The following is a 17,254-nucleotide window of genomic DNA, read 5'->3' as shown; positions in this document are numbered from 1 at the left end:
CCGTTTCTGCATTTTCCTTGTGCGTTCGCGAACATTCGAAGCCATTTATTGCAACTTATAGCACACACCTCTGCCATAACCCTTTCCTTATCCCCGCCACCGGGCGGAAAAAAGAAAACCCGCCGTGAAGGCGGGTTTTCGTCGCGAGGCATCGTCGCAGCGAGGAAGATTCAGCCTCGCTTGATGGCGGCACCGAAGCGCTTGTTGAAACGCTCGACACGACCACCGGTGGTCGCCTGCTTCTGCTTGCCGGTGTAGAAGGGGTGGCACTGAGAGCAGACATCCAGTGACAGGTCATGACCGACAGTGGAGCCGATCTCGAAGGTCGCGCCGCAGGAGCAAGTCGCGGTGACCATCTTGTAATCCGGGTGAATACCTTGTTTCATCTTGAGCCTCATGGAGCGGTATGCCGCCACCTGATCCATTGCCAGGCACCGCATACGGGTTGTCTGTCGTCGCTATTCGTTCAACGTTGAGTCGTTCAACCAACCGGTAGCCGCCAGGCCTGATTCAAGGGAGCCAGGCGTCACGACGGCCGGGTATTCTAGCAGAGTCGACGCCGGAGGCAAATTGCCCGATTCCATTCCCTCGCTTTCGCCTCGCGTGCTGCGCGTGGCGGTTCCCACTCCCCTGAGGCGCCTGTTCGACTACCTCCCGAACCGCGACACGCCAGGCGGCGGCTGGCAGCCTGGCATTCGCGTGCGCGTGCCGTTCGGTCGTCGTCAGGTCATCGGCGTGGTGATGGAGTGCTGCGACCACAGCGACTTGCCCCTGGCACAGTTGAAGCCGGTAGAGGCTCGCCTCGATGCCGAGCCGCTGCCCGAGGACTGGCTCTGGCTGTGTCGCTTTACGGCACGCTACTACCAGCACTCTCTCGGCGATACCCTGCATCAGGCCCTGCCCGTACTGCTGCGCCAGGGCCGCCCCCTGGCTGGGCGCATGCGCGAGCGCTGGCGTGCCGTGGCCGGGGCGAGCGTGGAAGACCCGCGTCTGCGCCGTGCGCCGCGCCAGGCCGAGCTGCTGGCCATGCTGCGACAGCACCCCCATGGTCTGCACACCCAGGCAATAGTGGCTCAGGGCTTTTCGCGCGACCAACTGGTGGCCCTGGTGGAAAAGGGACTCATGGACCGGCAGGAAATCCCCCTTGCCGCCGCTGAGCCCGCCACCGAGCAACTGCTGGCCGAGCCGGCCCTTCCGCTCAATCGCGAACAGGCCGCGGCGCTGGCGGCGATACACGAACGCCTGGACGGCTTTCATCCCTGCCTGCTGCATGGCGTCACCGGCAGCGGCAAGACCGAGGTCTACCTGCAGCTGATCGAGGCGGTGGTTCGGCGTGGCCGTCAGGCGCTGTTGCTGGTGCCGGAAATCGGCCTGACGCCGCAGACGCTGGCACGCTTTCGCAGCCGTTTTCGCGTTCCGGTAGTGGCGCTGCATTCGGGGCTCACCGACAACGAGCGCCTGGATGCGTGGGAGGCGGTGGCCAGCGGCAGGGCGCCCATCGTCATCGGCACCCGGTCGGCAATCTTCACGCCGCTGGCGCGTCCCGGCGCGATCATCGTCGACGAGGAGCATGACGGCTCGTTCAAGCAGCAGGAGGGGTTGCGCTATCATGCCCGCGACCTGGCCGTGGCCCGTGCCAAGCATCATGACATCCCGCTGTTACTGGGCAGCGCCACACCCTCGCTGGAGAGCCTCTACCACGCCGAGCGCGGCAACTATCGCCACCTGCACCTGACCCGGCGCGCCAGCCGTCATGCCCCGGCCCGGCTGGAACTGCTCGACCTGCGCGGACGTCCGCGCCAGGGCGGCCTGATCCCGCCGGCGATCGAGGCGATCCGCGAGTCCCTCGAGGCCGGCCATCAGGTTCTCGTCTTCATCAACCGCCGCGGCTTCGCCCCCACCCTGGCCTGCCATGCCTGCGGCTGGCTGGCCGATTGCGATCACTGCGACGCGCGCATGACCCTGCACCGCCAGCCGCCGGTGCTGGCCTGCCACCACTGCGACAAGCGCCGCCCCGTGCCGGATGCCTGCCCTGGTTGCGGCAGCGCCGACCTGCGCCCGTTGGGCAGCGGCACCGAGCGCACCGAGGAGACGCTGGCCGCGCTCTTCCCCAAGGTGCCGGTACACCGCATCGACCGCGACAGCACGCGCCGCCGCGACGCCCTCGAGCGTACCCTGACCGAGGTCAGGCGCGGCGCGCCCTGCCTGCTGGTGGGCACCCAGATGCTGGCCAAGGGACACCACCTGCCCCACGTCACCCTTGTCGTCGTGGTCAACGCCGATGCCGGCCTTTATGCCAGCGACTTTCGCGCGCTGGAGCACAGCGCCCAGCTCCTGGTCCAGGTCGCCGGCCGCGCCGGCCGCGCCAGCCACCCCGGCCGGGTGCTGGTGCAGACCCTGCACAACGACGACCCGCACCTGAGGCTGCTCGCCGAGCAGGGCTACGACGCCCTGGCCGCGCAATTGCTGGCCGAGCGCCGGGCCGCCGCGCTGCCTCCCTACTGCTTCCTCGCCCTGCTGCGCCTGGAGAGCCCTCGGGAAGAAGCGGCCGTCGCACTCGGCCGCGAAGCGACCGCAATGCTGCGCCACTGGGTGGCCGATCACGCCCCCGACGTCCGTTGCCTGGGTCCGGTGCCCGCTCCCATGGAGCGGCGCCAGAACCGTTATCATGTCCAGCTGATGCTCAGCGCCGGCCGGCGCAGCCAGTTGCACGCCGCCTGCGCCCGCCTCACTGCGTGGCTGGAAGCCTCGCCCGAGGCACGCCGCGTACGCTGGTCGCTGGACGTCGACCCGCAGACGCTGGGCTGAACGTGCGGCCTTTAAAGCCGCACCACAATTGCCGATAATGGTCGACCAGCCATTCTTCGTGGCCGCGCCATTCGCGAGTGCCTTGTCACCGTCATTACCTAATGCGCCCGCCGCTACAGGACATAGCCACTTCATGAAAGAGACGATCATTTCCCTGCTCGAGAATGCTCTCGATACGCTCAAGCAGCAGGGCACGCTGCCCGCCGATACCGCCCCCAGCATCAAGGTCGACCCCACCAAGGACAAGGCTCACGGGGACTACGCCACCAACCTGGCGCTGATGCTGGCCAAGCCAGCCGGCAAGAAGCCTCGCGAACTGGCCGAGGCGCTGGTGGCCGCCCTGCCCGCCAGCGATGCCGTGGTCAAGGTGGAGATCGCCGGGCCCGGCTTCGTCAATTTCTTCGCCGCGGCCGACGCCGCCGCACAGGTCGTGCGCCAGGTTCTCGACGCCGGCGACACCTTCGGTCGCAGCCTGGTCGGGCGCGGCCAGAAGGTCCAGGTCGAGTTCGTCTCCGCCAACCCTACCGGGCCGCTACATGTAGGCCACGGTCGCGGCGCGGCGATCGGCGACTGCATCTGCCGGCTGCTCGAGGCGACCGGCTTCGATGTGACCCGCGAGTTCTACTACAACGATGCCGGCGCCCAGATCGCCAACCTGGCGCTGTCGGTACAGGCCCGGGCCAGGGGCCTCACGCCCGATGACGACGCCTGGCCCGACGACGGCTACCGCGGCGACTACATCGTCGAGGTAGCCAACGACTACCTGGCCGGCGAGACGGTGCACGCCGACGACCGCCACGTCACCGCCAAGGCCGACCCCGACGACCTCGATGCCATCCGCGATTTCGCCGTGGCCTGGCTGCGCCGCGAGCAGGACCTCGACCTCAAGGCCTTCGGCGTCTCGTTCGACGTCTATTTCCTGGAGTCGTCGCTGTATCGCGAGGGCAAGGTCGAGGAGGTCGTCGAGCGGCTGATCGAGAAGGGCCATACCTACGAACAGGAAGGCGCCCTGTGGCTGCGCACTACCGACTTCGGCGACGACAAGGACCGGGTGATGCGCAAGTCCGACGGCAGCTACACCTATTTCCTGCCCGACGTGGCCTACCACCTGAACAAATGGCATCGCGGCTTCGAGACCGTGATCAACGAGCAGGGCGCCGACCATCATTCCACCGTGACCCGGGTACGTGCCGGCCTGCAGGCGCTGGAAGCCGGCATCCCTCAGGGCTGGCCCGACTACGTGCTGCACCAGATGGTGATGGTGACCCGCTCCGGCGTGGAGGTGAAGCTCTCCAAGCGTGCCGGCAGCTACGTCACCGTGCGCGACCTGATCGACGAGGTCGGCCGCGATGCCACGCGCTTCTTCCTCGCGGCGCGCCGGGCCGATTCGCAGCTCACCTTCGACATCGACCTGGCCCGCTCGCAGTCCAACGACAACCCGGTCTATTACGTGCAGTACGCCCATGCCCGGGTATGCAGCATGCTGCGCAAGGCCGAGGCTCAAGGCCTGGGCTTCGATCACGACATGGCGATGGTCAGCCTGGGCCGGCTCGAGGAGGATCATGAAAAGGCGGTGATGAACCGTCTGGCACGCTTCCCCGAGATGGTCGACCACGCCGCGGCATCGCGCGAGCCGCAGCAGGTCGCCCAGTACCTGCTGGACCTCGCTGCCGAGTTCCACTCCTGCTACAACGCGGTGAAGGTCATGGTCGAGGACGACGAGCTGCGCAATGCGCGACTGGCCCTGGGGCTGGCCACACGCCAGGTGCTGCGCAATGGTCTCGACCTGATGGGCGTCAGCGCCCCGGAGGAGATGTAAGCCATGGCCGCCCGTCGTACCCCCAACAAGCGCGGAGCCACCACCAGCCGCAGGCGCGCCCCCGCCCGGCGCCAAGGCTTCCGCCTGCCCGGCTGGGTGTGGGCGCTGGGCGGCGTCGTGGCCGGTTTCCTGCTGGCCCAGCATCAGCATGGCACCGCCCCCTGGCAGGAGGGTAGCGACTCGCCTTTGGCCAACCTGCTTCCGCGTACGCCAACGGAAACGATAGAATCCACGCCGAGCGTGGAACCGCCAGAGCCGCGCATGCCCACCTTCGAGTTCTATACGCTGCTGCCCGAGGAGGTCGTGGCGCCGCGCGAAGTGGCCTCGACCGCTTCACCGCCGGAACCGACGGTCAACGTGCCTCCTCCCATCGACAGCGACGCCGCTGCCGAACCCGCCCCGGCTGACGATCCCATCGCCCAGGTGATCGCCGCGAACCTGCGCGAAGAGGTGAACGCCACGCCGGAAAGCGAAGCGGCGGCACCGGATGGCACGCGCTACATGCTGCAGGCGGCATCGTTTCGCCAGCCGGAAGATGCCGAGCAGCTGCGCCAGCGCCTGCGCAACCTGAGCCTGGTGGCCCAGGTCAGCCAGGTACAATCGGCCGACGGCCAGACCTGGCACCGGGTCATGGTGGGGCCCTACGACGATACCCGCGAACTCAGCCGCGCCGAGGACCTGATGACGACCCAGGGAATCACGCCGCTGCGACACCGGGCCACCAACTGAGCGGCACGACCGCGCCTGACGGAGACCGCCGTATCGCTCGCTGCGACCGGGCGCTTGAATTCGGCCGACGCCGCCCACACCTACCTTGAACGTTCTTGTCCGGCCCTCCGGCGCCGCCCGGGGGGCCGAAAGTCACCGGGAGCCCCGGCTCCCTGTTACGGAGTTCTCTCCATGACCACGATCGTTTCCGTACGCCGCGGTGACCAGGTCGCCCTGGCCGGCGACGGCCAGGTATCGCTGGGCAATACTGTAATGAAGGGCAACGCCAGCAAGGTCCGCCGCCTCTACCGTGGCCAGGTACTGGCGGGCTTCGCCGGGGGCACCGCCGATGCCTTCACCCTGTTCGAGCGCTTCGAGGCGCAGCTGGAAAAATACCAGGGCAACCTGGTCAAGGCCGCCGTGGAACTGGCCAAGGACTGGCGCACCGACCGCGCCCTGCGCCGGCTCGAGGCGCTGCTTGCCGTGGCCGACAGGAATGCCTCGCTGATCATCACCGGCAATGGCGACGTGGTGGAACCCGAACGCGGCATCATCGCCATCGGCTCGGGCGGCAACTTCGCCCTGGCCGCGGCTCGCGCCCTGCTCGAGAATACCGACCTGCCGGCCAAGGAGATCACCGAGAAGTCGCTCGAAATCGCCGGCGACATCTGCGTGTTCACCAACCACCACGTCACCCTCGAAACGCTCTGAAGGCCGCCACCATGTCCCAGATGACACCCCGCGAGATCGTCCACGCCCTGGACCAATTCATCGTCGGCCAGCAGGACGCCAAGCGCGCCGTGGCCATCGCCCTGCGCAACCGTTGGCGGCGCATGCAGCTCGACGACGACCTGCGACCCGAGGTAACGCCCAAGAACATCTTGATGATCGGCCCCACCGGGGTGGGCAAGACCGAGATCGCCCGGCGCCTGGCCAAGCTCGCCCGCGCCCCCTTCATCAAGGTCGAAGCGACCAAGTTCACCGAAGTGGGCTACGTCGGCCGCGACGTGGAGTCGATCATTCGCGACCTCACCGAGGCCGCCATCAAGCTGGTACGCGAGCAGGCCAAGGACGAGGTGCGCCACCGCGCCGAGGATGCCGCCGAGGACCGTATCCTCGACGCCCTGCTGCCGCCGCCCCGCGGCCAGGAAGACACTTCCCGCAGCGACAGCTCGACGCGCCAGATCTTCCGCAAGAAGCTGCGCGAGGGAGACCTCGACGACAAGGAGATCGACATCGAGGTCACGCCCCAGGGCCCGGGTATCGACATCATGACCCCGCCGGGCATGGAGGAGATGACCAGCCAGCTGCAGAGCCTGTTCTCCAATATGGGTCGGCAGAAGACAGAAACCCGCCGGGTCAAGGTCAGGGACGCCTTCGCCCTGCTGCGCGACGAGGAAGCCGCCAAGCTGGTCAACGAGGAGGAGATCAAGCACCGTGCCATCGACGCCGTTGAGCAGAACGGCATCGTCTTTCTCGACGAGATCGACAAGGTGGCCAAGGGCAGTGGCCAGTCCAGCGGCGGAGAGGTGTCCCGCGAAGGCGTGCAGCGCGACCTGCTGCCCCTGATCGAGGGCTCCACGGTCTCGACCAAGTACGGCATGGTCAAGACCGATCACATCCTGTTCATCGCCTCCGGCGCCTTCCACCTTTCGCGTCCCTCCGACCTGATCCCTGAGCTCCAGGGGCGCCTGCCGATCCGCGTCGAACTCGAGGCGCTGACGCCGGAAGACTTCAAGCGCATCCTCACCGAGCCCTCCGCCGCCCTGACCAAACAGTACAAGGCGCTGCTGGCCACCGAAGGCCTCGAGATCGCCTTCACCGAGGACGGCATCGAGCGCATCGCCGAGATCGCCTGGAAGGTCAACGAGGGCACCGAGAACATCGGCGCAAGACGGCTGCACACGGTGATGGAGCGGCTGCTGGAAGACGCCTCGTTCAAGGGCGCCGATTTCGGCAGCCCCTTGAGCATCGATGCCGCCTACGTCGACTCCCAGCTCGGCGAGCTGGCGATGGACGAGGATCTGTCGCGGTATATTCTTTAAGGTGAAATGAAGCGATAGCCGCCTGAGCGCGGCGCCGGGGCGGACGGAGCGGAGGTCATTCGTCAGGAATGGCGAGTGTAGTGCCCAAGGAGGGGTTACAGCGCCTCCCGAGGGTACGCCACTGCGGGCGCCTGCCTCCGGGAAAGCCGCGCTTCATCAACGCAAGCGGAGCTGCCCATGACCGCCCCCACCCCGAGCAAGATTCATTACCACAAGAACGCCCGCGAGCTGGAGCTCAGCTACGCCGACGGCGAGAGCTACCGCCTGCCGGTGGAGTACCTGCGGGTCTACTCGCCCTCCGCCGAGGTGCGCGGCCACCATCCCAGCCAGGCCGTGCTGCAGGTCGGCAAGAAGGATGTCGGCCTCAAGGACATCGAGCCGGTGGGCCGCTATGCGGTCAAGCTGGCCTTCGACGACGGTCACGACAGCGGCCTGTACAGCTGGGAATACCTGCATGAGCTGGCCATCAATCAGGAAGCCTATTGGGCGGACTACCTCGAACGCCTGGAAAAGGCCGGCGCCAGCCGGGAGCCCTTGGGTATCGAAATCAAGCAACTGTAGCGGGTCAAAGACAAGGATGCCGGGGGAGGGCTACAATGTGGCGCAGTCGAGGCCCAGCCCTCACCTTTCCGCAGCGATTCGGGAGCCTTTTCGCATGAGCCCTCACTCCACCCCCGGGGACCAGCGCACCACCCACTTCGGCTATCAGGAAGTGCCGGTAGAGGAAAAGGCCTCGCGCGTGGCCGACGTCTTCCACTCGGTGGCGGCGCGCTACGACGTCATGAACGATCTCATGTCGATGGGCATTCATCGGCTGTGGAAACGCCTCACCATCGAACGCTCGGGTGTCCGCCCCGGGCACAGCGTACTCGACATCGCCGGCGGTACCGGCGACCTGACGCTCAAGTTCTCGCGTATGGTCGGGCCCCGCGGTCGGGTGGTGCTCGCCGACATCAACGAATCGATGCTGCGGGTCGGGCGCGACAAGCTGCTCGACAATGGTGTTGGCGGCAACGTCGAGTACGTGCAGGCCAACGCCGAGTGCCTGCCGTTCCCCGACAACAGCTTCGATTGCATCACCATCGCCTTCGGCTTGCGCAACGTCACCGACAAGGACGCCGCACTGCGCTCCATGGCACGCGTGCTCAAGCCCGGCGGCCGCCTGCTGGTACTGGAATTCTCCAAGCCGCGCAATCCCATGCTCACCCGCGCCTACGACGAGTACTCGTTCCGCCTGCTCCCCGTCATGGGCCAGATGGTGGCGGGCGATGCCGACAGCTACCGCTACCTGGCCGAATCGATTCGCGTGCACCCCGACCAGGAGACGCTAAAGGTCATGATGGAGGCGGCGGGCCTGGAGCGGGTCGAGTATACGAACCTGACCGGGGGCATCGTCGCCCTGCACCGCGGCATCAAGCTTTGAGGTCGCAATGACGTTGACTTCGACCCTGCTGCTGGCCGGCCTCGAGCGTACCCTCAACGCCCTGCTCGCGCGCGACCTGGCGGCACCCTCGCGACTAGGCCGCCTGGCCGGCCATCGGCTGCTGCTGCGGCTGGAGCGCCCGGCCCTGACCTTGCTGCTGAGTTTCCACCCCCACGGCGTCGACCTGATGCGTCACGAGGAGCCCGACGAAAGCATCGCCGACACCGTGGTCGAACTCGATGCCGAAACGTTGGGCGAACTGCTCGGCGGCGAATCGATGGAGCGGCTAATGTTCGGCGGGAAACTGGCGGTACGCGGACGCGTCCACCTGCTCGAGGAAGTGCGTGAGCTGTTCTTCGATCTCGATCTCGACTGGGAAGCGGAGCTCGCCGGCTGGCTCGGTGACGTCCCCGCGCACAGCCTGGCCGAGGGACTGAGGGGCATGGCGCGCTGGGGCTTGCGCGCTGGGGATGAGCTGCGCGCCGATATTGCCGAGTACGTTTTCGAGGAAGCGCGCCTGCTGCCAGGTCGTCGGCAGTTGGACAACCTGCGCGATCATCTCACCGAAATCGAGGTGGCCACCGATCGCCTCGAGGCCCGCCTGGCCAAGCTGCGCCGACGGCTGCAGGGCGAGGCTACGCCATGATGGGGCTTCGCCTGCTGCGCATCATCTGGGTCATCACCCGATATCGTCTCGATACCCTGCTACCGCTACAGCGCCTGCCCTGGTGGTTACGGCTGGCCTTACTGCTCTCGCCGCTTCGCCTGGTGCCGGTGGGCCGTCGCACGGGCGGCGAGCGCCTGCGCCTGGCACTGGAATCGCTCGGCCCCGTGTTCGTCAAGTTCGGTCAGTTGCTCTCCACTCGCCGCGACCTGCTGCCGGAGGAGATCGCCGATGAGCTCCGGCGGCTGCAGGATCAGGTGCCGCCCTTCCCCGGCGACGAGGCCCGGGCACTGGTGGAGTCCGAGCTGCGCATGCCGATCGAGGCGGCCTTTGCCCATTTCGAGCCCGAGCCGCTGGCCTCGGCCTCCATCGCTCAGGTACATGCCGCGCGCCTCAACAGCGGCGAGGATGTGGTGGTCAAGATCATCCGCCCCGCCATCGACCGCGTCATGCGCCAGGACATGGCCCTGATGTACCGGGTGGCCGGCCTGCTGACCTGGATTCCCGAAGCGCGTCGCCTGCGTCCGGTGGAAGTGGTACGCGACTACGAGGCGACCCTGTTCGATGAGCTCGACCTGCGCAAGGAGGCAGCCAATACTTCGCAGCTGAAGCGCAACTTCCAGCATTCGCCGCTGCTCTACGTCCCGGCCATACACTGGACGCATACCCGCAAGCGGGTGATGGTGCAGGAGCGTGTCCACGGTATTCCGGTGGCCGACATCGCTGCGCTCCGGGCCCAGGGCACCGATCTCAAGCGGCTCGCCGAGCGCGGCGTGGAGATCTTTTTCACCCAGGTGTTCCGCGACAATTTCTTCCACGCCGACATGCACCCGGGCAATATCTTCGTCGCCCGCGAGCACCCCCACGACCCGCAGTACATTGCCATCGACTGCGGCATCGTCGGCAGCCTGACCCGTGAGGATCAGGATTACCTGGCACGCAACCTCCTGGCTTTCTTCCATCAGGACTACTACGAAGTCGCCGCGCTGCACATCGAGTCGGGCTGGGTGGGCGAGGAGACCCGGGCCAACGAGTTCGCCGCCGCCATCCGCACGGTGTGCGAGCCGATACTTGAAAAACCGCTCAAGGACATCTCGTTCGGCCAGGTGCTACTGGGGCTGTTCCAGACTGCGCGGCGCTTCAACATGGAGGTCCAGCCCCAACTGGTGCTGCTGCAGAAAACCTTGCTCAACATCGAGGGCCTGGGGCGCCAGCTGTATCCCGACCTCGACCTGTGGAGCACCGCCAAACCCTACCTGGAGCGCTGGATGCAGGAGCGCGCCGGCGTCGTAGGCCTGTGGGAATCGCTCAAGCGCCAGGCACCGGAACTGTCGCGTCAGCTCCCCGAGCTCCCTTCCGTGGCCCACCAGGCGCTCAGCCGCATCGAGCACGAGCATCGCCAGCGTCGACGTCAGTCCCTGGCCCTGAGCGGCATCCAGCACCAGCTGCGCGAGAGCCGGCAAGGGGGGCGCCGCCTGCGCCTGGGGCTGCTGCTGGCGGGATTGGCACTGGCCTGGCAACCGTTGACCGAGTGGGCCGCGAACCAGCCCTGGCCGGTGCTCGTCGCCGGGTTCATCGGCCTCGCGCTGCTGGCCTGGCAATGAACTTGATCCACCGCAACCGGAGCCGCCCGCATGCGTGATATTCTCGATGAACTCTTCGACGTACTGGACCAGCGCCGCAGCGCCGACCCCACCGAATCCTACGTTGCCGCCTTGCATGCAAAGGGGCTTAACAAGATACTCGAAAAGGTCGGAGAGGAAGCCACGGAAACCCTGTTGGCCGCCAAGGACGCCGAGGCCGGCGGCGGCGACGAACGCCAAGCGTTGATCGCCGAAACCGCCGACCTGTGGTTTCATAGCCTGGTGATGCTGTCGCATCTCGGACTCGATCATCGCGATGTGCTGGACGAGCTGGCCCGCCGATTCGGAATATCCGGGCACGAAGAGAAGGCCGCAAGGTCAAAGTGAAATTGTCTTCCGGATCCGCCGGAAACCCGACTCAGAGGTAACCTTCATGTTAGGTGGCATCAGTATCTGGCAACTGCTGATCGTACTCGGCATCATCATCCTGATCTTCGGTACCAAGAAGCTGCGCAACGTCGGCTCCGACCTGGGAGGGGCGGTCAAAGGCTTCAAGCAGGCCGTCAACGAGGACGAGATGGAAGACAAGGACGGCAAGCCGCAGGCCAAGGTGACCCACGACGAGCAGCCCAACACCTATGACGTCCGCGCCGAGGAGAAAAAAGCGGCGGATAGCGTCGAGGAACGAGACGAGCGCAAGTAAGCCTTTATGTTCGATATCGGCTTCCTGGAACTGCTGCTTCTCGGGATCGTCGGCCTGCTGGTGCTCGGCCCGGAGCGCCTGCCCAAGGCGGCGCGTACCGTGGGGCTCTGGGTGGGCAAGATCAAGCGCACCGTGTCGAGCATGCAGCGGGAGATCAACTCGCAGCTCGAGGCGGAGGAGCTGCGCCAGAAGCTCAAGGAGCAGCAGACCAAGCTCGACGAGAGCCTGAACAAGGCCAAGCGCGACGTGGAGAGCATCGCCCAGCCCGACTCGTCGTCGACACCACGCAAGGGCGACCACGAGCGACCCGATGCTTCGGCGCGCGGGCCCGACAACGAGGCGCCGCCGGCCTCTGCACGGCTCGACGAAGCCCTGGCCGAGGCCAGGAGCTCAGGCAACGAGGCCCCTCCCCCCGACGATGACAAGGATGCCGCTTCCCGATGAGCGACTCCGACGACAAGCAGGAACTTGGCCAGGCCCCGCTTATCGAGCACCTGATCGAGCTGCGTTCGCGCCTGCTGCGCGCCGTAGTGGCGATCTTCGTGATCTTCCTGGGGCTCTACCCGTTCGCCAACGAAATCTACACCTTCGTGGCTCAGCCGTTGATGGGGATGTTGCCGGAAGGCTCGCAGATGATCGCCACCGAGGTGGCCTCGCCGTTCCTGGCCCCGTTCAAGCTGACCCTGGTGGTGGCGGTGTTCGTTGCCATCCCCTACGTGCTGCATCAGGCCTGGGCCTTCGTCGCCCCCGGACTCTACGACAACGAGAAGGCGCTGGCCCTGCCCCTGCTGGCCTCGAGCGTGGGGCTGTTCTACGCCGGCGCCGCCTTTGCCTACTATGTGGTATTCCCGCTGCTGTTCCAGTTCTTCACCCAGTCAGGGCCGGAGAACGTGGCGGTGATGACCGATATCAACCAGTACCTGAATTTCGTCCTCAAGCTGTTCTTCGCCTTCGGCGTGGCTTTCGAAATCCCGATTGCCACCTTCCTGCTGATCCTCTCCGGCGCCACCACGGTGGAGAGCCTGACGAAGAAGCGACCCTACATCATTCTCGGCTGTTTCGTGATCGGCATGCTGCTGACGCCGCCCGACGTCATTTCCCAGAGCCTGCTGGCGATTCCGATGTATCTACTCTACGAAGTCGGCATTCTGTTTGGCCGCCTGGTGCGTCGCAAGAAGCGCAAAGCGGAGGAGACAGCGCCGGTCCAAGAGCAGGACGAAACCTGACACGCCTCCCGATGCTTGGCCAGAAAGCGAGACGCCCCCGCACATCAGGAGCGGGGGCGTCTCGCTTGTCGGCTGGTGTCGCTCAGAGATCCATCAGCTCGTCGATACGCTCGACCAGCTTGAAAATGCCGGTGGCCGCCTCGCCGATGCGGGTCGCGAGCATGTAGGCCGGCGTGGTCACCACGCGATTTTCGAAGTCCACCACGATATCCTCAACGCCACAGCTGCGATGCAGCCCCCCCATGGAGCTGATCGCGCCGGAGACACCGGGGTCGTGACCGACGGTCACGGCGATGCCCGGCCCCAGCAGCTTGGGCACCAGGGCCGGTGCGATGCACATCAGGCCGATGGGCTTGCGCGCCTCGTGGAAAGGGGCCAATGCTTCGACCAGCTCCGACAGCGGCTCCATGTCGCTGCCGGCCTCGGCGAAGTTGGAAAGGTTCTTGGCCGCACCGAATCCGCCAGGCAGGATCACCGCGTCGAACTCGTTGGCCTCCAGCTCGTCCAATGGTGAGATGTTACCCCGTGCCAGGCGAGCGGACTCCGCCAGCACGTTGCGCGTCTCCCCCTCGACCACCTCACCGCTGCGATGATCGACGACATGATGCTGCATGATGTCCGGCGCGAAGCAGCGATGACCGATACCCAGCTGATCCAGCCGCAGCAGGGTCAGGGTGGTCTCGTAGATTTCCGAGCCATCCTGAACGCCGCAGCCCGACAGGATGACCGCCACTTGTTTGCTCATGCCTTTCTCCTTGTTGTACAGGCACCTCGAAGGAAGGGCCCTGCCTCGAATCCTGAAGCCCACACTTTAGAGAGTCGTAACGGGTGCGACAAGGCGCGTCTTCCCGCGCGAGACGGCGCTGATATACTCGATCAATACGCATCGATTGTCATCGAACCGTCATCCTATCCGGGCACACTGCCACCAGCTGACTGCATGGCGAACGTGGCCCACAGCAGGAGTAGAGCATTTTGAGTTTCATGACCACGCGCCAGTTCCCCGCTACACGCATGCGCCGTATGCGCCGCGACGACTTCTCGCGGCGTCTGATGCGGGAATCGACCCTGACCGCCGCCGACCTGATCTGGCCGGTGTTCGTTCTCGACGGCGAAAAGCGCCGCGAAGCCGTGCCTTCGATGCCGGGCGTGGAACGCTTGTCGCTGGACCTGCTGATCGAGGAGGCGCGCGAGGCGCACAAGCTGGGGATACCGGCCCTGGCGCTGTTCCCGGTGGTGGACCAGGCGCTGAAGAGCGAATTGGCCGAGGAGTCCTATAACGCCAGTGGCCTGGTGCAGCGCAGCGTACGCGCACTGAAGGACGCCGTGCCCGAGCTGGGTGTCATGACCGACGTGGCACTCGATCCTTACACCATCCATGGCCAGGACGGCATCATCGACGAAGCCGGCTATGTGCTCAACGACCGCACGGTGGAAACGCTGCTCAAGCAGGCGCTGTCCCACGCCGAGGCCGGCGCCGACATCGTCGCTCCTTCGGACATGATGGACGGTCGCATCGGCGAGATACGGCAGGTGCTCGAGCAGGAGCAACTTCACAACGTGCGCATCATGGCCTACAGCGCCAAGTACGCCTCGCACTACTACGGCCCCTTCCGCGACGCGGTGGGGTCGGCGGCCAACCTGGGCCGTGCCGACAAGCGCACCTACCAGATGGATCCGGCCAACAGCGACGAAGCGCTCCACGAAGTGGCGCTGGACCTGGCCGAAGGCGCCGACATGGTGATGGTCAAGCCCGGGATGCCCTACCTGGACGTGGTGCGGCGCATCAAGGACGAACTTCGTGTGCCCACCTACGCCTATCAAGTGAGTGGTGAGTACGCCATGCACATGGCCGCCTTCGACAACGCCTGGCTCGACCGCGACGCGGTGATGCTGGAATCGCTGATGTGTTTCAAGCGCGCCGGGGCCGATGGAATCCTGACCTATTTCGCCAAGCGAGCGGCGACACTGCTCGCATCCTGACGGCGGCGCCCGGACGCATGCCGGGCGCTCTGCCGGTTCGTGACGAGAGAGAACCCATGGTAGACGTGCCCGGCCCTGCCGCACAATCGCAAGCCACCAGCACCGAGACTCCCGAGGAACGAACCGGCGGGGGGCTCGAGGAGAGCGCCACCGAGCCGGTCCCGCCGCGCATCAATCAGACCGGCGCCGGTATCAAGCCCAAGTCCCTGCCCGATCCCGTGGCCGATCTGGGCGACCCCGGCCTGTACTTCAATCGCGAGCTTTCGCACCTCGAATTCAATGTGCGCGTTCTCGAGCAGGCACTGGACGAGGCGCATCCGCTCCTCAACCGGCTGATGTTCCTGCTGATCTACTCATCCAACCTGGATGAGTTCTTCGAGATACGGGTTGCCGGCCTGAAGCATCAGCTCGCCTTGGGCGACGAGACCACCGGGGCCGATGGCTACCTGCCGCGCACCTTGCTCGCCGAGATATCCCAGGTCGTGCACGAGCAGGTCGCGCGCCAGTACCAGATCCTCAACGAGATATTGATTCCCGCGCTCGAGTCCCATGGGCTGCGCTTTCGTCGGCGCGACGAGTGGACCGAAGCGCAAAGCGCCTGGATTCGCGAATTCTTCGAGAACGAAATTGCCCCGGTCATCAGCCCCATCGGGCTGGACCCCTCACACCCGTTTCCGCGGCTGGTCAACAAGAGTCTCAATTTCATCGTCGAGCTGGAGGGCAAGGATGCCTTCGGGCGCAAGGGGGGGTTGGCGATTCTGCCGGCGCCGCGCTCCCTGCCCCGGGTCATCGCGCTGCCCACCGAGCTTTGCGAACCGGGCTTTCAGGAGTCCGTCTTCCTGTCGTCGATGATCCACGCCCATGCCGACGAAGTCTTCCCCGGCATGGCGGTGCGGGGCTGCTACCAGTTCCGCCTGACCCGCAATGCGGATCTCGCGGTAGACCCCGACGAAGTTTCCGACCTGGCCTCGGCGCTGCGCGGAGAACTGTTGGCCAGGCGCTACGGCAGCGGCGTGCGACTGGAGGTGGCCGACAACTGCCCCGCCGAGCTTGCGGCCTTTCTGCTCAAGCAGTTCGATCTCGGCGAGACCGATCTCTACCGGGTCAACGGCCCGGTCAACCTGACGCGCATGATCTCGGCGCTGGGCGAGCTGGATCGTCCCGACCTGCGCTACCGCGCCTTCGTGCCGGGCGTACCCAAGGCACTGCGCAAGAAGGCAAGCCTGTTCGACGCCATCGCGGCCGGCGACATTCTGCTCCACCATCCGTTCCAGGCCTTTGCGCCGGTAGAGGATCTGCTGCGCGAAGCGGCCCGTGACCCCAGCGTGCTGGCCATCAAGCAGACGCTCTACCGCACCGGCGCCGACTCGGCCATCGTCAATGCGCTGGTCGAGGCGGCGAGCAACGGCAAGGAGGTCACGGTCGTGATCGAGCTGCGCGCCCGCTTCGACGAAGCCGACAACCTGGCGCTGGCCTCGCGACTGCAAGAGGCCGGCGCCATCGTCATCTACGGCGTCATGGCTTACAAGACCCACGCCAAGATGATGCATATCGTGCGCCGCGAGCGGGGCAAGCTGCGCTACTACGCCCACCTGGGCACCGGCAATTACCATGCCCGCACCGCCCGGCTCTATACCGACTACAGCCTGCTCACCGCCAACCCGACGCTGTGCGCCGACGTGCACAAGGTCTTCCAGCAGCTCTCGGGCATGGGCCGTGCGCAACACATCGCCACGCTGCTGCACGCCCCCTTCACCCTGCACGAGCGGCTGGTATCGATGATCGAACGCGAAGCCGAACATGCCCGCAGCGGCCGTCGCGCCCAACTGATCATCAAGTGCAACTCGCTGACCGAGCCAAAGCTGATCCAGGCCCTGTATCGGGCTTCCCAGGCCGGCGTCGAGTGCGAACTCATCATTCGCGGGATGTGCTGTTTGCGACCCGGTATCCCCGGCGTCTCGGACAATATTCGCGTGCGCTCCATCATCGGGCGGTTCCTCGAGCATACCCGGGTCTTTCACTTCCATAACGACGGCCAGGCCGAGACCTGGTGTTCGAGCGCCGACTTCATGGCGCGCAACATGTTCCATCGGGTCGAGACCGCCTTCCCGCTGCTGGACAAGAGGCTCGCCGAAAGAGTCCGCAAGGACCTGGAAACCTACCTGGTGGACAACTGCCAGAGCTGGCTGCTGCAGCCGGATGGTCGCTATCTGCAACAGCGTCCCGGGGAGTGCGCCGCCATCAGCGCCCAGGAGACGCTGCTCTACGCCTACGCCGCCAAGGCTTGAAGCA

17 protein-coding genes are annotated in these 17,254 nt (G+C 65.9%); 15 read left to right on the top strand and 2 right to left on the bottom strand.

Annotated elements, in window-relative coordinates; all coding sequences use genetic code 11:
* Positions 1-170: 170 nt before the first annotated feature.
* Positions 171-386, bottom strand: coding sequence for a 50S ribosomal protein L31 (gene rpmE / locus ACOJCM_RS07675; protein WP_445211474.1), 216 nt, complete (start codon positions 384-386; stop codon positions 171-173).
* Positions 387-570: 184 nt separating this feature from the next.
* Here rpmE and ACOJCM_RS07670 point away from each other — a divergent pair, with 184 nt between their 5' ends.
* From ACOJCM_RS07670 to tatC, 13 genes are all read left to right on the top strand, one after another.
* Positions 571-2,808 (top strand): primosomal protein N', encoded by a 2,238-nt coding sequence (locus ACOJCM_RS07670; RefSeq protein WP_445211473.1) that lies wholly within the window; start codon positions 571-573, stop codon positions 2,806-2,808.
* A 133-nt stretch (positions 2,809-2,941) separates the two neighbouring features.
* Entirely contained in the window at positions 2,942-4,627 is a 1,686-nt protein-coding gene (gene argS, locus ACOJCM_RS07665) for an arginine--tRNA ligase (protein WP_445211472.1), read from the top strand.
* A 3-nt stretch (positions 4,628-4,630) separates the two neighbouring features.
* Positions 4,631-5,356: an SPOR domain-containing protein gene (locus ACOJCM_RS07660; protein WP_445211471.1), complete on the top strand. Its 726-nt coding sequence runs from the start codon at positions 4,631-4,633 to the stop codon at positions 5,354-5,356.
* 171 nt (positions 5,357-5,527) lie between these two features.
* The gene (gene hslV / locus ACOJCM_RS07655) at positions 5,528-6,046 is read left to right on the top strand and encodes an ATP-dependent protease subunit HslV (RefSeq protein ID WP_445211470.1); all 519 of its coding nucleotides are present in this window, start codon (positions 5,528-5,530) and stop codon (positions 6,044-6,046) included.
* A gap of 11 nt (positions 6,047-6,057) precedes the next feature.
* Positions 6,058-7,380: an ATP-dependent protease ATPase subunit HslU gene (gene hslU, locus ACOJCM_RS07650; RefSeq protein WP_445211469.1), complete on the top strand. Its 1,323-nt coding sequence runs from the start codon at positions 6,058-6,060 to the stop codon at positions 7,378-7,380.
* A 177-nt stretch (positions 7,381-7,557) separates the two neighbouring features.
* Entirely contained in the window at positions 7,558-7,941 is a 384-nt protein-coding gene (locus ACOJCM_RS07645) for a gamma-butyrobetaine hydroxylase-like domain-containing protein (protein ID WP_445211468.1), read from the top strand.
* 94 nt (positions 7,942-8,035) lie between these two features.
* The gene (gene ubiE / locus ACOJCM_RS07640; RefSeq protein ID WP_445211467.1) at positions 8,036-8,803 is read left to right on the top strand and encodes a bifunctional demethylmenaquinone methyltransferase/2-methoxy-6-polyprenyl-1,4-benzoquinol methylase UbiE; all 768 of its coding nucleotides are present in this window, start codon (positions 8,036-8,038) and stop codon (positions 8,801-8,803) included.
* Positions 8,804-8,810: 7 nt separating this feature from the next.
* Positions 8,811-9,449, top strand: a complete 639-nt coding sequence (locus tag ACOJCM_RS07635) for a ubiquinone biosynthesis accessory factor UbiJ (protein ID WP_445211466.1) — start codon at positions 8,811-8,813, stop codon at positions 9,447-9,449.
* On the top strand, positions 9,449-11,071 hold the full coding sequence (gene ubiB, locus ACOJCM_RS07630) for a ubiquinone biosynthesis regulatory protein kinase UbiB (RefSeq protein ID WP_445212063.1): 1,623 nt from the start codon (positions 9,449-9,451) through the stop codon (positions 11,069-11,071). The genes ACOJCM_RS07635 and ubiB overlap by 1 nt, the downstream gene beginning before the upstream one ends.
* A gap of 30 nt (positions 11,072-11,101) precedes the next feature.
* The gene (locus ACOJCM_RS07625; protein WP_445211465.1) at positions 11,102-11,437 is read left to right on the top strand and encodes a phosphoribosyl-ATP diphosphatase; all 336 of its coding nucleotides are present in this window, start codon (positions 11,102-11,104) and stop codon (positions 11,435-11,437) included.
* 46 nt (positions 11,438-11,483) lie between these two features.
* Positions 11,484-11,753, top strand: a complete 270-nt coding sequence (tatA, locus tag ACOJCM_RS07620; protein WP_445211464.1) for a Sec-independent protein translocase subunit TatA — start codon at positions 11,484-11,486, stop codon at positions 11,751-11,753.
* 6 nt (positions 11,754-11,759) lie between these two features.
* Positions 11,760-12,197: a Sec-independent protein translocase protein TatB gene (gene tatB / locus ACOJCM_RS07615; protein WP_445211463.1), complete on the top strand. Its 438-nt coding sequence runs from the start codon at positions 11,760-11,762 to the stop codon at positions 12,195-12,197.
* Positions 12,194-12,979: a twin-arginine translocase subunit TatC gene (tatC, locus tag ACOJCM_RS07610; protein ID WP_445211462.1), complete on the top strand. Its 786-nt coding sequence runs from the start codon at positions 12,194-12,196 to the stop codon at positions 12,977-12,979. The genes tatB and tatC overlap by 4 nt, the downstream gene beginning before the upstream one ends.
* An 82-nt stretch (positions 12,980-13,061) precedes the next feature.
* Here the strand turns inward: tatC and elbB are convergent, their stop codons facing one another.
* Positions 13,062-13,724, bottom strand: a complete 663-nt coding sequence (gene elbB, locus ACOJCM_RS07605) for an isoprenoid biosynthesis glyoxalase ElbB (RefSeq protein ID WP_445211461.1) — start codon at positions 13,722-13,724, stop codon at positions 13,062-13,064.
* 239 nt (positions 13,725-13,963) lie between these two features.
* On the opposite strand from elbB, the gene hemB reads away from it, so the two are divergent.
* Both hemB and ppk1 read left to right on the top strand, forming a co-directional pair.
* Complete coding sequence (hemB, locus tag ACOJCM_RS07600; RefSeq protein WP_445212062.1) at positions 13,964-14,962, top strand: porphobilinogen synthase; 999 nt, start codon at positions 13,964-13,966, stop codon at positions 14,960-14,962.
* A gap of 56 nt (positions 14,963-15,018) precedes the next feature.
* Positions 15,019-17,250, top strand: a complete 2,232-nt coding sequence (ppk1, locus tag ACOJCM_RS07595; RefSeq protein ID WP_445211460.1) for a polyphosphate kinase 1 — start codon at positions 15,019-15,021, stop codon at positions 17,248-17,250.
* Positions 17,251-17,254: the final 4 nt, after the last annotated feature.

Source organism: Billgrantia hypersalina, assembly GCF_052584175.1.
Note: the sequence above shows the minus strand (reverse complement) of the source record. Positions and strands in the feature narration are given on the sequence as shown.